This window comes from Mesorhizobium sp. NBSH29, assembly GCF_015500055.1.
In the GTDB taxonomy this organism is placed as follows: Bacteria; Pseudomonadota; Alphaproteobacteria; order Rhizobiales; family Rhizobiaceae; genus Neomesorhizobium.
Map to the genome: position 1 here is coordinate 73,488 of NZ_CP045493.1, position 13,143 is coordinate 86,630.

Here is a 13,143-nt window from a genome sequence, read left to right on the forward strand (position 1 = left end):
CGTCATGGCCGGCCTCGTCATGCGGCGGCGCCGGCCATTTTTGTGTGGAGCGGATCAGCGCTGCGTGCCGGAAGTATCGATCTTTTCGGCCAGCCAGATCTTGATGAGCGACTGATAGGGAACGTCGCGCTTTCCCGCGGCGACCTTGATCCTCTCCAGAAGCGAATTGGGAAGCCGCAGCGATATCGAGGTGGAAGACGGCTTCAGATTGGGCAGCCGCACCTTTTCGGCCTTGCTCCAGTCGACATGGTCGGTCGAGTCCTGGCTTTCCCAGAAAGCCCGCTCCTCGGTCTCCGTTGCGAAATGCGGCACGGTGTTACGTGTCCTGTTCATAATAGCTCCGCTCCTTGCGGCTCATGTCGCGGGCCGAAATCACCCGCAGTTTTGTCTCACTTTCCCGAAGCGTGAAGGTGATATGCAGCAGCCTTCCGTCGTCGGTCCGTCCGAGAGCGTGGATACGCGGCTCGCTGGCGCTATGCTTTGCGTCAGAGACCGTCAGCAGCGGCTCGTTGAAAAATGCCTGCTCTGCTTCCGCCTGGCTGACATCGTGCTTTTCCACGCTCTTGCGCGCGTTGCCCGCGTCCCAGTCGAAGCCGGCGATCCGTTTCCAATCGATCATCAATGTATATTGCCGTCATATACAAGAACTTCAAGTGGGGAGAGGGGGAGAGGGGGGAAGAAAAGGAAATAATCCGCTCGCAGACCGGGCGGACCGCTGACGCTATCGCTCAACCGCGCCGCTCGCAATCCCGGCCGTTCGCTCTTCGCAGGGCTGTGAGCCCCGCTTGATCGGCCCGGCAGGGATGCTCGGCCGCAGTTGCACCGGCCCGTCCGCTCGGCGGGCCGGGGGAGGTCTTCGGGAAGAAGACGAGGAAGGATGCTGCGCTTGGCGGTGTCCGGAACCCCCGTGAAGGAGCATTTCCATGGAACTGAAATTTGTCGATCCGCGTGCGCTGAAGGAAAACCCCGACAAGGCGCGACGCTCCAAGTCCAGCCCGCAGGCCGACGCGCTGCTGTTGGCGACGATCCGTGCCGTCGGCATTGTGCAGCCGCCCGTCGTTGCGGCAGAATCCGACGGTGGTAACGGCTATGTGATCGATGCAGGCCATAGGCGCGTCAAACAGGCGATCGCCGCAGGGCTGGACGAGATTGCCGTGCTGGTCATCGAACGCGCCGAGGACGGTGGCGCCATGCGCTCGCTTGCCGAGACGCTGGCGCACGAACACCGTCACAGCCCGGGGACGATATTCTCCTTTCCGTCATCACCGACGGCCGTCATGCGGCCATCGATCTTCGGCTTGTCGATTGCGACAATGCCAATGAGCCCGACAACAAGCTCAATGACGTCGTGACCAATGCCTGGCGCATCTGGCGTGAGACGGCGAGCGGCACCTATGTCCGCTCCGACGGCAAGCCGTTTGATCAGCCGGGCGCGGCGCAGATGATCTTTTCCGATCTCGGCACGATCAACGTCGAGAAGAGCCGTGGCTTCTCGGCCTATCGCTGGATCCGTGACGAGCTGGTCCGCATCGGTGTGCCAGCATCGGAAATCGCCTTCATGCAGGACTTCAAGAAGTCCGATGCCAAGCAGCGCCTGTTCGGCGATGTGCGCGCCGGCAAGGTGCGCTTCCTGATCGGTTCGTCCGACACGATGGGCACCGGAGTCAATGCCCAGCTCCGCCTGAAAGCCCTCCACCATCTCGACGTGCCCTGGCTGCCCTCACAGATCGAGCAGCGCGAGGGCCGCATCCTCCGCCAGGGCAACCAGCACGATGTCATCGACATCTACGCCTATGCCACGGAAGGCTCGATGGACACCCAGATGTGGCAGAACAACGAACGCAAGGCACGGTTCATCGCGGCTGCACTTTCCGGCGATACTTCTATTCGCCGCTTGGAGGATATGGGCGAAGGACAGGCAAACCAGTTCGCCATCGCGAAGGCCATTGCCAGCGGGGATCCCCGCCTGATGCAGAAGGCCGGCCTCGAAGCCGACATCGCGCGGCTCGAGCGGCTGCGCGCGGCACATCAGGACGACCAGTTCGCCATCCGTCGCCAGATCCGCGATGCCGAGCGCGATATCGAATATGCCACCGGCCGCATCGGCGAGATCGGGCTGGATATCGAAAGGCTTATTCCGACTACGGGCGATGCCTTCCACATGCAGGTCGGCGACGGGACCTTTGTCGAACGGAAACGCGCCGGTCGCGCGCTCATGAAGGAAATCCTCACCCTGGTGCAACTTCAACAGGAAGGGGATACCACCATCGCCTCGCTCGGTGGATTCCACCTCGACTATTCCGGCGAGCGGTTTGGCAAGGACGGCTATCGCTACAGCACCATGCTGATGAGAACCGGCGCCGACTATGAGATCGACCTGTCGGTGACCACCACGCCGCTCGGCGCTATCTCGCGTCTCGAACATGCTCTGTCCGGCTTCGAAGACGAGCAGGAGCGATTTCGTCAACGTCTTGCCGATGCTCAGCGGCGGCTGGCGTCCTATCGCTCGCGTGAGGGCGGGGAGTTTTCGTTCTCGAACGAACTCGCCGCGAAGCGTATGCACCTTTCCGAGATTGAAGCGTCGCTCTCCGCCGATGTCGCAGACCTTGCCGGTGTCGAGACGATGGCTGCATGAGCCATTCGCTTGGCTGCCTCCTGAGGCGTGCCTAATGCATATTGCTCGAAGCTGACTGCGCGATCGACACTTAGCGCATGCCATGACAGTGGAGGCATGGCGACATCAGATATCCACGCCCGTTTTTGACGATCGGGGCATCATCGGGATTGGCGATCGCCTCCAGGCCTTCGCCATGGCATTCGGGACATGGCAGTTTGTCCTGCAGCCATTCGTTCTTGCGCTGCTGCTCCTTCATGAGGACGCGTATGCGCCGCAGGTCGCGGGCGTCGAATATCTCCTGCCCGGCGTCGCCGTTCAGATCTGAAGGCTGTCGTTGCCCGTGCCGGTGTCGTTCATCCCCTCCAGCATCACGTCCCAGACCCCCGCCAGCGTCCAGCGCCGGAACTGGCGGTAAACCGAGTTCCATGTTCCGAAGTGGCTGTGAAGATCCCGCCAGGCCGTCCCCGTCCGGGCGATCCAGAACACCCCGTCCAGCACCCGCCGGTGATCACGAGGCCGACGACCCCGCCTCGGCCCCTTCTCGACTACGAACGGTTCGAAGAAGGCCCATTCCGCATCCGACATCAATCCACGAACCAAGGCTGTTCTCCGCAAAGAACAGCCTTGAATCAGTGATCAGCCGATTTGGGAATCCACTTTGTCCACATCGCCTAAGGCTTGGCGCTATGGGGATGTATCCCGGAGCCGTGAGCAAGGTGGTCCTCTACAGGGCGATGACGATCCACCGGGATGCCAAGGGGAGGAATATCAGTTTCCCAGCTTGCATGATGCAAAGATATGTTATACGTAACGTATAACATATCTAGAGGGAGTAGCATGAGGGCGGAGTTCAGGGGCAGCGCAGTTGAGGCGCTGGCATCCAATCTGGGTCCGGGCGTTGCGCTCACCGGCGCCGACGTACCCGATCGGAACCGCCAGGACTGGAGCTTCATGCCCGCAACCCGGCCGGCCGCCGTCTTTCGTCCTTCATCAACGCAAGAGGTCGCAGCAATCCTCCGAGCCTGTCACGACGCCGGATTGGCCGTGACGCCTCAGGGCGGTCTGACCGGGCTTTGTGGTGGAGCATTGCCGCTCGATGGCGGAATCGCGTTATCGCTGGAACGCATGGTCGGGATCGAGCAGATCGACCCGGATGGCATGACGATGACAGTCCTGGCCGGAACGCCACTTGAGGTCGTGCAGAAAGCGGCCGATGAGGCCGGACTGTTCTTTGCCCTGGATCTGGGCGCACGCGGCTCGTGTCTCGTTGGGGGCAACCTGTCCACCAATGCGGGCGGCAACCGCGTGATCCGCTACGGCATGGCGCGCGACCTGGTCCTGGGGCTTGAGGTGGTTCTGCCGGATGGCACCGTGCTGCCGATGCTGAACCGGATGATCAAGAACAATGCCGGATACGATCTCAAGCAGTTGTTTCTCGGTTCCGAGGGTACGCTCGGCGTCATCACCCGCGCCGTGCTGCGGCTGCACCCGAAGCCCGGCTGCGTCGCGGCGGCGCTGTGCGTGGTCACCGGCTACGACAAGGTGGTGGACCTGCTTGCCACCGCGCGCCGCAATCTCGGACCGTTCCTGTCGGCATTCGAGGTCATGTGGGCCGACTATTGGCATCAGGCGACCGTCCGCGTCCCCGGTGGCAAGGCCCCCGTCGCCATTGGTGATGGCACTCACGTTGTGCTGATCGAAATGCAGGGACTCGATGAGGACCTTGACGGAGCGCGCTTCGACGCGTGGCTTCAGCAGCAGTTCGAGGTAGGAGCCATCGAGGATGGCGCGGTAGCCCGCAGCCTGTCGGACCTGTCCGATTTCTGGGGCACGCGCGATGCGGCGGCCGAGTTCGCCAATCCCCAGGTGATCGGCCCGCACATCTCCTTCGACATAGGCCTGCCGATCCGGCGGATCGAAGAGTTCGTGACCCGCTCGAAGCCGGCGCTGCTCGACCGATTGGGATGTCATTCGGTGCATTACGGACATGTCGGCGACGGCAACATCCACATCGTTGCCTGGGTGCCGGGCGCAGCTCCGCAACCGCTGCCCACTGTCAGCGAGATCGTCTACGGCATCGTCCGCGACCTCGGCGGAACCGTTTCGGCCGAGCACGGGATCGGACTGCTAAAGAAGCCCTACCTCAATCACACCCGCGATGAAGCGCAGGTCGACCTGATGCGTCGGCTCAAGCGCTGTCTCGATCCGCACGGGATTCTCAACCCGACGAAAATCTTCGACTAAACCTGCACGGCATGTGCCGCGCGGGCCTAACCAAGGGAGGAAGACATGAAACTGAACCGACGGATGATCCTGTCGCTCGCCGCCGCGACGATGTTGGGCGCAACCCTGTCAGCCACGGCGCAGGACTGGCCGAACGGTCCGGTCACGCTGATCGTGCCGTGGAGCGCGGGGGGCGGAACCGATGCGACCGCGCGCATCATCGGCGGCTTGCTGGAAAAGGAACTGGGCGCCCCCGTTCCGGTCGTGAACCGGACAGGCGGATCCGGAGTTATCGGGCACTCGGCCATCGCAGAGGCTGCTCCGGACGGCCAGACGATCGGAGTGGCGACGCTGGAGATTGGGTCCATGCATACGCTGGGCCTGACTGAACTGACCTACAAGGCCTATACGCCGATCGGGCTCTACAATTCGGATCCGGCCGCAATCTTCGTGCGAGCGGATGCGGCATATGGAGACATGAAGGCGTTACTCGCGGCGCTGTCGGCGGCTCCTGACAGGGAGTTCAAGGCATCTGGATCCGCGCAAGGTGGCGTGAATCACCTGGCGCTCGCCGGAATGCTGCTCGCGGCAGGCCTGCCTGTGGAACGAGTTGCGTGGGTTCCGTCCGAAGGGGCAGCGCCGGGGTTGCAGGATCTGGCTGCTGGCGGCGTGCAGATTGCCACCGCTTCGCTGCCGGAGGCCGCGGCGCTGATGTCGGCTGGGCTGATCAAGCCGCTCGCCGTCTTTGGAAAGGCCCGGTTGGATGCCGCACCTGATCTGCCGACCTTCACCGAGGCGACGGGTCATGATTTTGTGCTCGGCTCGTGGCGCGGCATTGTGGCGCCGGCCGGCATTCCCGCCGACGTCGCAGCCAAGCTTGGCGACGCGATGACCAAGGTGGTGAATCACCCTGACTATTTGGCGTTCATGAAGGAGCGAGGTTACGCCACCCAGTGGACGGCCGGCCCCGATTTCGAAACTTTCATGGCAACCTCCGACGCGGCGCTGGCGCAAAGCTTGAAGGCCGTTGGCCTGGCCAAGAAATAGGGCCCGGCAAACAATCAGGGGCATGGAGGGGATATCTCACCATGCTCCGGCTCGTTCGAAGGAGGATCGAACCGCCATGAAGCTTCATGACAGCCTGATCGGCGGGCTCCTGTTCGCCTTCGGTTTGTGGGTGCTGACCACGTCGCTCGGCTTCCCCCGCCTGTCGGGGCAGAGCATCGGGCCGGGAACATTTCCGAGCGTGCTGGGCAGCCTGTTCATGCTGGGCGGTGTTGCCCTGGCCGTCACTGGTCTGCGTTCGCGCACGAACACCTGGGTCGCGCTCGAGGACGGATGGCGGCATCCCGACCGCTTCGCGGCGGCACTGTTGGCAACAGCAGGAATTGTCATCTTCGCTCTGACCTTTGAAAAGGTGGGCTTTCCCTTGGGCGGTTTCTGCCTTGTGTCCGCGCTGTTCCTGCTGTGCGGCTACCGCAACCCAGCCTGGATGGTCGTCTCGGCGACCTTCGTGCTCGCGCTGCACCTGCTGATGACCCGCTTGCTCTACGTTCCTTTGCCGGCCGGGCTGTTGAAGGGGATCCTCTGATGGTTTTCCAGAACCTCGACGCGGCCCTTGCCCTCGTACTGACCTGGGACTTGCTGTTCGTCATGCTGTCCTGCGCCGTGTTCGGTCTGTTTGTGGGCGCGGTGCCAGGGCTTTCGGCAACCATGGCGACCGCGATGCTGGTGCCGCTGACCTTCTTCATGGACCCGGTTCCGGCCATCGCGGCCATCGTGACCACGGCTGCCATGGCGATCTTTGCCTCTGACATTCCAGCTGCACTGATTCGAATTCCGGGCACTGCCGCCTCGGCGGCCTATGTCGATGACCTCAACGCATTGACCCGGGCCGGCAAGGTTGGGCGAGCGCTCGGCATCTCCGTCACGGCCTCGGCCATCGGAGGTGTGTTCGGGTCGCTGGTGCTGATGTTCGCAGCGCCGCAACTCGCGCTGGTCTCCTTGAACTTCACCTCGTTCGAATATTTCTGGCTGGCGCTTCTCGGCCTGTCGGCGGCAGTGATGCTGGGCTCGTCCTCGCTCCTCAAGAGCCTGATCGCGCTGGGGCTTGGACTGATGATTGCCAGCGTGGGCATGGACACGACTTCGGGGCTGCCGCGCTTCACCTTCGGCCTGACATCGCTGCTGGATGGGGTCGCCTTCGTACCCGCCCTGATCGGCATGTTCGCAATCCCGGAATTGATCCGCACCTTCGTCCACCGGGACACACTGCCGCCCGCGGCGCCGATCGGCAATCCGTTCGCGCTCTTTCGCGGCCTGGGCGGCGTGCTGTGGCGGCGCAAGCTGAATCTGGCGCGCAGTTCGACCATCGGGACCATTATCGGCATCCTGCCGGGCGCCGGCTCCGACATCGCCGCATGGATATCCTATGCCGTATCGAAGCGATTCTCGAAGTCCCCGCAGACCTATGGCTCAGGCAGCGAGGAAGGTCTGGTTGACGCTTGCGCGGCGAACAATTCCGCTCTGTCCGGCGCCTATGTGCCTGCGCTGGTCTTTGGAATTCCAGGCGACAGCATCACGGCGATCGTGATCGGCGTGCTCTACATCAAGGGCCTGAATCCGGGTCCCATGGTTTTCCTCACCAATGCGGACACGATCACGGCGATCTTCCTCGTCTTTCTCATCGCAAATCTGATGATCGTCCCGCTCGGGCTGCTGGCCATCGCCCTCGCTTCACAAGTGCTGCGCGTACCCAAGATGGCGCTCGCGCCGCTGATCCTGGCGTTTTGCATCGTCGGGTCCTATGCGATCAATGCCAGCGCTTCGGGCATTGTGATCATGGTTGTGCTCGGCCTTCTGGCATACCTGATGGAGGAGAACGGCTTTCCAGTCGCCCCAACGATCCTGGGGATCGTCATGGGTTTGCTGGTCGAGCGGAACCTGATCACCTCGCTGATCAAATCCGACGGGGCTTTCCTTGGCTTCGTCGAACGGCCGATCGCCGCGGGCCTCGCGGTTCTGGTGGCCGTTGTCTGGACCGTGCCGGCCTGGCTATGGTGGCGGGGACGGCGCGACAGGCCCAAGGAGATGAGTACATGATGGTCAGCAGGATCACGCCGCCACGGTCCCTGGCCGAAATCGCCGCCAGCCAGATCAGGGAAGCGATCGTGACCGGCGCCTTCAAACTCGGCGAGAACATCTCCGAGGACAGGCTCGTTGCGCAGATGGGCATTTCCCGAACGCCGATCCGTGATGCCATGGCGATCCTCTCGCGCGAGGGGCTCGTCACGGTGCGACCCAAGCGGGGATCTTTCGTGTTCGAGACGTCGCTCGATGATCTGGCAGCGATCTGCGACTATCGCCAGATGCTCGAGGCGCAAGGCGCACGCGCTGCGATGCGCCGTGACAGGGAAGGATATTTGGCCAGGCTGGACGCGGTGGTCACCCTGATGACGGAGGCCCTGGCGAGAAACAATGCCGTCGAATATGGCCGGTTGGACACCGCCTTCCATCAGGCTGCCTTCGATCATTGCAGCAATTCCTACCTGCGCGATTCCTATTCGCTGGTAGACGGCCGCATCGCCGCGTTGCGCGCCAACATCACAGCTCCCTACGAGGCGCGGCGGGCCGAATCTATGGACGAGCACGGCAAAATGCTGGATCTGCTGGTCCGAGAAGATTTTGCCGCCTTCGACGCGGCGCTGACCATCCATGTGCAACGCACCGCCGATGTCTATCAGCGCGCATTGGCCGAAGGGCATCTTGGCCCGACGCATGACCCGGCAAGGAGAATCGCAACTTGAACACCGAACCCATGACGCCGCTGATGTCGGGCGCGGCCCGCTTGAGGGCCCTCCTCGCGACGGGAGACATCGTCGCGGCGCCTGGCGCGCCAGACGTGCTGACGGCACGTCTCGTGGAACGGGCAGGTTTCCCGGCCGTCTACATGACCGGGCTCGGAGCCACCGCGGCACGCTTGGGTCAGCCGGATCTTGGTCTGCTGACTCAGACCGAGATGGCCGACCATGCGCGCGCGATGGTGTGCGCCGTTCGGACCCCGGTGATCGCGGACGCCGATACCGGCTATGGTGGGCCGTTGAACGTGCGGCGGACAGTCGCCGAATACACCCAGGCCGGGGTCGCGGCGTTCCATATCGAGGACCAGGAAAGCCCGAAGCGGTGCGGGCAGATGGCCGGGCTGCGGCTCGTGTCCCGACCCGAGGCCGAAATGCGCATCGCCGCCGCCGTAGCGGCGCGTCAGGCTTTCGGCTCGGACCTCGTCATCATGGGCCGCACCGATGCGCTCCAGCCCGAGGGACTGGCAGCCGCGCTGGGCCGGGCGAAAAGCTACCTCGACCAGGGTGCCGATCTCGCCTTCGTCGATGGCGTTCGCACCCGGGCCGAGGTCGAGGGTATAGCCCGCGGGTTGGCGGGACCGAAGGTCGTCTCGCTCGTGGACGGCACCGACGCAGCCGCGCTGACACGCTTGGAACTGACCCAAATGGGGTTCTCCGTCGTGTTCTACGCGGTGACCACCCTGTTTGCCGCATGCACCGCGATCGAACAAGCGCTAGCGCATCTTTCCGACACGGGGCGGGCAGAGGCGCTCACAGGTCAGATGAGCTATGCGAAGTTCAGCGAAATCGTTGACCTTGGCCGATTCCAAGCCTTTGCGCACGACCACGAGGCGTAGACATCGTGGGAGTTGCTGCTTGAGAGTTGTCGCAGCCTCTATGCACTCGACCGCGTCTCCCACAGGTCGGCGCTGACACGCTTCCTGCACGAGGCGGCCGGAGAAGTCATGAACGAAAAGCTGACTTCCTTCTGCGGCTTGAGAATTTGCCCGGACAAACTGAAAACTGTTTGTCGAGCAATATTTCGATCCTCAGCCGGTCGGCACGCGGGTTCTCATGAGTCCCGATAGGTCCAGTCGGTAATCTCTGCCACCCGGCGAAAGATGCCGTCAACGCCCCCGCTCGTGGGATCAGCGCGCGTGAGCCAATCCTCGGCCCACGCGATCCATTCTCCGAGACTCCGCCCGTCGATTTCGTCGGAAGGGTCAACATCCATCGAGCGCAGCGCCGCGACGAAATCGCGGACAGCTGCAAGCTCGTGCCAGTCCTGCGCCATCTCCTTGAAGCCTCGCCAACGGTTGGCGTCGCGTTTGCGTCTGCGCTGCTCTTCGTATCGGCGCTGCTCCGCCAGTTGACGTTCGCGCTCGGCGGCCTCCCGCTCTTTTCGCAGCTGAACCAGCAACGGTCCTGCTGCTACAAAGGTAGCGAGGATGTCAGGCAACATAGCCTCCATTGCCTGTTTGTCGGTCTCCAGCCATTGGCGCGGCAGGCCGTTTGGCCATTGCCACGTCTTGATCTCGAAGACGAGACGGCCGGTCGGGACCAACTCTTGCTTCCAACCCTTGTCGTCGTGCGAACGCCATCGCTTCTCATCCGCTGTCAGCGGCCGTCGCTCCTGCTTCTGCTTTTCGCGGACCTGAAATTCGACCTTCTCACCCGAGATTTCCGCGAACAGTTCGCGCCGCTCTCCCTGCTTGATTTTGCCGCCCTGACGCTCGATCGCCTTGAACAGAGCGTCGAGAATGCGGTGCTTCCGATGCTCCGCTTGCGTGAATTCACCAGGATCGTACAGTTTGCGAGTCCATGGATCTCGCTCCCGGCGCGCTTGCCGCTTCTTCTCTTCATGCTCGGCGAGCCAGGATGCGACGACCGCATGCGGCCTGAGAAGACGCTCTTGGACAAGGATGCTTGACTCGTTGGCGCGTGCCTTGTCGACCTGCTGCTTGACCTCTTGGGGCAATTCGATTGGGGGCGGCGGTAACGGTGTCGGACGGATGGTGATCGAGCGCGAGCGATCGGATTTCGACATAGGAGACGCTTTCGGCGCCTTGCCCACCGCATGCTTCGCCCAGTAGCCGCGCGGCGGATACGGAATGTCCTCCCGATGGCAAATCTTGGCGAGGCCATTGCCGCTGATGCCGTACTGTTCGGCAAGTCGCGCCATCGGGGTGGCCCAAACTGCGCTGTACAGCTCCTCACGCGTCATCATCGTCGGCCGTGTCGGAGGCGGTTTCAATGCCACCGTAGGTGTTTCAGAGAGCATCACCGGGACATTAGGCTCGGGTATCGAGTCCAACCTTGGCGCCGCAATTACTTTAGGCCGGCGCCCTACACCACGCGCCTCGGTATCCAGAAGCAGGGGCTCCGCGCATCCTGCCGGTGCTGGCGGTAAGGCCATTTGCGCAACAGGCTTCCCAAACTCTTTTCGCATCCAATAGCCGGAAGGCGGTGTCGGGATATCTGCGCGACGCGGCAGAGCACCTAGGATCCCAGGCGTCGTACCCAGTTCTGAAACGAGGTGAGAAATAGGCTTGGACCAAACTTGGTCATACAGTTCTTTGCGAGTGAAACGGTGTTCCATGAAATAGGGCTAGACCTTCCCGTTGGCCTTCGGCTTGATGGATGTGTCGGCATCAGACGGTCTCCAGAGTCGTCGTGAAAAATCGTCAATCCGCCAGCGGGGGACTACAACAGTTTGAAGCGGTCTTTCATCTCGTCGGCGCGGACCCACGGGTCACCGGGCAGCTGCTCGATGAACGTCTCAAAGACGCGTCTGAATGCAAGTAGCGTCGACTCGTCTGAAATCAGTTCAGCCTGCGCGGCCGGCAATAGAGGCTTCATATCGGTCAGGAAGCGCGGTCGCGCGAGCTTGGCCAACACGCTCCTGCCCGATCGCCCGCGTGATCGCATTGCCCGACAGCCCGACATAACGCCCAAGCAAGTCGACGACTTTCGCGGAGTCGAGCCGTCGAATGTCTGAAGTGCATGGGCGAGGTCGTATAGGTCACGTCCCTTATCGCGCTGCAGGAGCGCCCGCAACTTGGTGGCGAGCATTTCCTCGCGCGAAAAGGTCGGCACCATCGTGTGGCCCACGAACCATGGATTATCGACGGCAAAAGGCAGGTCCAAGGGTGAATCAAACGCCTCGATCTCGCTGATATTGGTTTCCACCTTGAGCCGGATCGGCACGCCGCTGCCGTCCTCTGCTTCGACCCGAAAGCGCAGCTTCGGCGCGACGATGCTGGGGTCGTACTGCGCTTGACCGAGCCACGGTTGCAGGGCCGCGCGCAGCGCGTCTAGAACCGGCCCGATCGGACCAGCCGTTGTGCGCACGAGATCGATGTCTTCCGAGTACCGCAAGGGCGTTGGAAAATGCAGCTTGTTGAGCGCGGTGCCACCGCGAAAGCGCACCGCCGTCCGCAGGAACGGGTCCTCGAAAAGGGCGACGATCGCCCGGCTAATGATCAAATCCTGCTCGACCTGGCGCGGGTCAGCCCAGGGGACAACGGTGCCCCAGGCGACGATATTCTGCGCCGGGATCATTCATCCACCTCGGGCATGCGGCGCACAATCACCTGCCAGCGCGGATCGCGTTCCTGCTCCGGGGGTGTGAAGTCGTGATCGCGTATCTCCGTGCGGTCCAGCTCCGTCCAGGAAAGCGGACAGCGAGCCGCGAGCGCCGTGTGCATGGGCGCGGCGCGCATGCCATGACCCAGCCTGTCTAGAAGATATCCGAGCCGCTGGACGACGGGACGCTCGGCGGCGGTCGAGAGCGCGGCCAGCTGCTCGCCGTCGATCTTCTCCCCAAGATCGGTGAGGACAGTGGCAATGTTATCAAGGCCGCCAGCAGCACGCGGATAACGCAGCAGATCGAGCGCCGTCAGAGCGGGCCCGGACAGCCTCATTGTACCGGTGTCAGTCTTCCTCTCCTCGATGCCGCCCGCGACCGCCGCCATGTCCTTGCGGTAGTAGAAGACGACAAGGTTGCGTCCGGCGCGGATTTTCGGCAAGCGCTTGCCGCTGACAACCTGAAACTCCATGACCGCCTGATGGGTCGCCCCGTGCAACTCAGCCGCCTTGAGCAGGCCGACATAGTAAGCTTGGCCCTCATGGCGCATCAGGGCATCGATGTACCAGTTCGGCGGCGGCGAGCCCCATGAGGCGAACTGCGGGGGGACGATGACGTAGAAATCTTGGCGGGGATTGAGAAGGTGATGCCGACGCTGCAGACGCTCGGCAGCGTCAAGCAGCGCCCCGCGTCCCACGCCCAAGGCCGCCTCGGCTTCGCCGCCGCTGAAGATCACCCGTCCTGCGGAAAGCAGGCTGGACATATAGCTGGATAAGGCGGAACGCCGATCATGAATCATGTTCTATTATTCTCTCTAGATGCGGACTTTTCAACATGATTAATTCCGAGTGTGAAAAATTGTTTCCGTAAATCCGCGT

General features: G+C 62.6%; 13 protein-coding genes and 2 pseudogenes. 9 read left to right on the forward strand and 6 right to left on the reverse strand.

Annotated elements, in window-relative coordinates:
• Positions 1-54 precede the first annotated feature (54 nt).
• Together GA830_RS18345 and GA830_RS18350 are read right to left on the reverse strand one after the other, a co-directional pair.
• On the reverse strand, positions 55-333 hold the full coding sequence (locus GA830_RS18345; RefSeq protein WP_195165103.1) for a BrnA antitoxin family protein: 279 nt from the start codon (positions 331-333) through the stop codon (positions 55-57).
• A complete protein-coding gene (locus GA830_RS18350; RefSeq protein WP_195165104.1) occupies positions 317-619 on the reverse strand; it encodes a BrnT family toxin in 303 nt (100 codons plus the stop codon). Before GA830_RS18350 ends, GA830_RS18345 begins: the two co-directional genes overlap by 17 nt.
• A gap of 304 nt (positions 620-923) precedes the next feature.
• Here GA830_RS18350 and GA830_RS18355 point away from each other — a divergent pair.
• The 3 genes and pseudogenes from GA830_RS18355 to GA830_RS18365 form a co-directional block, all read left to right on the forward strand.
• A pseudogene (locus GA830_RS18355) lies at positions 924-1,223 on the forward strand (ParB N-terminal domain-containing protein); the annotation flags it as partial.
• A gap of 2 nt (positions 1,224-1,225) precedes the next feature.
• A pseudogene (locus GA830_RS18360) lies at positions 1,226-2,635 on the forward strand (helicase-related protein); the annotation flags it as partial.
• Positions 2,636-2,717: 82 nt separating this feature from the next.
• The gene (locus GA830_RS18365; protein WP_195165105.1) at positions 2,718-2,942 is read left to right on the forward strand and encodes a hypothetical protein; all 225 of its coding nucleotides are present in this window, start codon (positions 2,718-2,720) and stop codon (positions 2,940-2,942) included.
• Here GA830_RS18365 and GA830_RS18370 read toward each other — a convergent pair.
• Entirely contained in the window at positions 2,933-3,217 is a 285-nt protein-coding gene (locus GA830_RS18370; protein WP_195165106.1) for a transposase, read from the reverse strand. The two genes, GA830_RS18365 and GA830_RS18370, sit on opposite strands and share 10 nt — an antisense overlap.
• A gap of 237 nt (positions 3,218-3,454) precedes the next feature.
• Between GA830_RS18370 and GA830_RS18375 the strand changes: the two genes are divergently transcribed.
• The 6 genes from GA830_RS18375 (at position 3,455) to GA830_RS18400 (ending at position 9,536) form a co-directional block, all read left to right on the forward strand.
• Positions 3,455-4,861, forward strand: a complete 1,407-nt coding sequence (locus tag GA830_RS18375; RefSeq protein ID WP_195165107.1) for an FAD-binding oxidoreductase — start codon at positions 3,455-3,457, stop codon at positions 4,859-4,861.
• A 45-nt stretch (positions 4,862-4,906) separates the two neighbouring features.
• The gene (locus GA830_RS18380) at positions 4,907-5,887 is read left to right on the forward strand and encodes a Bug family tripartite tricarboxylate transporter substrate binding protein (RefSeq protein ID WP_195165108.1); all 981 of its coding nucleotides are present in this window, start codon (positions 4,907-4,909) and stop codon (positions 5,885-5,887) included.
• Positions 5,888-5,963: 76 nt separating this feature from the next.
• Positions 5,964-6,431 carry a tripartite tricarboxylate transporter TctB family protein gene (locus GA830_RS18385; RefSeq protein ID WP_195165109.1) on the forward strand — a complete coding sequence of 156 codons (468 nt, stop codon included), beginning with the start codon at positions 5,964-5,966 and terminating at the stop codon, positions 6,429-6,431.
• Positions 6,431-7,942: a tripartite tricarboxylate transporter permease gene (locus tag GA830_RS18390; protein WP_195165110.1), complete on the forward strand. Its 1,512-nt coding sequence runs from the start codon at positions 6,431-6,433 to the stop codon at positions 7,940-7,942. The genes GA830_RS18385 and GA830_RS18390 overlap by 1 nt, the downstream gene beginning before the upstream one ends.
• The gene (locus GA830_RS18395) at positions 7,939-8,646 is read left to right on the forward strand and encodes a GntR family transcriptional regulator (RefSeq protein WP_195165111.1); all 708 of its coding nucleotides are present in this window, start codon (positions 7,939-7,941) and stop codon (positions 8,644-8,646) included. Before GA830_RS18390 ends, GA830_RS18395 begins: the two co-directional genes overlap by 4 nt.
• 23 nt (positions 8,647-8,669) lie before the next feature.
• Positions 8,670-9,536 (forward strand): isocitrate lyase/PEP mutase family protein, encoded by an 867-nt coding sequence (locus GA830_RS18400; protein ID WP_195165131.1) that lies wholly within the window; start codon positions 8,670-8,672, stop codon positions 9,534-9,536.
• A gap of 215 nt (positions 9,537-9,751) precedes the next feature.
• Here GA830_RS18400 and GA830_RS18405 read toward each other — a convergent pair whose 3' ends face one another.
• From GA830_RS18405 to GA830_RS18415, 3 genes are all read right to left on the reverse strand, one after another.
• Entirely contained in the window at positions 9,752-10,906 is a 1,155-nt protein-coding gene (locus tag GA830_RS18405) for a hypothetical protein (RefSeq protein WP_195165112.1), read from the reverse strand.
• Positions 10,907-11,382: 476 nt separating this feature from the next.
• Positions 11,383-12,240, reverse strand: a complete 858-nt coding sequence (locus tag GA830_RS18410) for a nucleotidyl transferase AbiEii/AbiGii toxin family protein (RefSeq protein WP_195165113.1) — start codon at positions 12,238-12,240, stop codon at positions 11,383-11,385.
• Complete coding sequence (locus GA830_RS18415; protein ID WP_195165114.1) at positions 12,237-13,064, reverse strand: type IV toxin-antitoxin system AbiEi family antitoxin domain-containing protein; 828 nt, start codon at positions 13,062-13,064, stop codon at positions 12,237-12,239. The genes GA830_RS18410 and GA830_RS18415 overlap by 4 nt, the downstream gene beginning before the upstream one ends.
• Between the last annotated feature and the right edge of the window lie 79 nt (positions 13,065-13,143).

What these genes read in the sequence shown, in the direction of transcription:
- GA830_RS18365 (WP_195165105.1), top strand. Translation starts at nt 2,718, where the DNA reads ATGACAGTGGAGGCATGGCGACATCAGATATCCACGCCCGTTTTTGAC.
- GA830_RS18375 (WP_195165107.1), top strand. Translation starts at nt 3,455, where the DNA reads ATGAGGGCGGAGTTCAGGGGCAGCGCAGTTGAGGCGCTGGCATCCAAT.
- GA830_RS18350 (WP_195165104.1), bottom strand. Translation starts at nt 619, where the DNA reads ATGATCGATTGGAAACGGATCGCCGGCTTCGACTGGGACGCGGGCAAC.
- GA830_RS18395 (WP_195165111.1), top strand. Translation starts at nt 7,939, where the DNA reads ATGATGGTCAGCAGGATCACGCCGCCACGGTCCCTGGCCGAAATCGCC.
- GA830_RS18380 (WP_195165108.1), top strand. Translation starts at nt 4,907, where the DNA reads ATGAAACTGAACCGACGGATGATCCTGTCGCTCGCCGCCGCGACGATG.
- GA830_RS18405 (WP_195165112.1), bottom strand. Translation starts at nt 10,906, where the DNA reads ATGATGACGCGTGAGGAGCTGTACAGCGCAGTTTGGGCCACCCCGATG.
- GA830_RS18390 (WP_195165110.1), top strand. Translation starts at nt 6,431, where the DNA reads ATGGTTTTCCAGAACCTCGACGCGGCCCTTGCCCTCGTACTGACCTGG.
- GA830_RS18345 (WP_195165103.1), bottom strand. Translation starts at nt 333, where the DNA reads ATGAACAGGACACGTAACACCGTGCCGCATTTCGCAACGGAGACCGAG.
- GA830_RS18415 (WP_195165114.1), bottom strand. Translation starts at nt 13,064, where the DNA reads ATGATTCATGATCGGCGTTCCGCCTTATCCAGCTATATGTCCAGCCTG.
- GA830_RS18385 (WP_195165109.1), top strand. Translation starts at nt 5,964, where the DNA reads ATGAAGCTTCATGACAGCCTGATCGGCGGGCTCCTGTTCGCCTTCGGT.
- GA830_RS18400 (WP_195165131.1), top strand. Translation starts at nt 8,670, where the DNA reads ATGTCGGGCGCGGCCCGCTTGAGGGCCCTCCTCGCGACGGGAGACATC.
- GA830_RS18410 (WP_195165113.1), bottom strand. Translation starts at nt 12,240, where the DNA reads ATGATCCCGGCGCAGAATATCGTCGCCTGGGGCACCGTTGTCCCCTGG.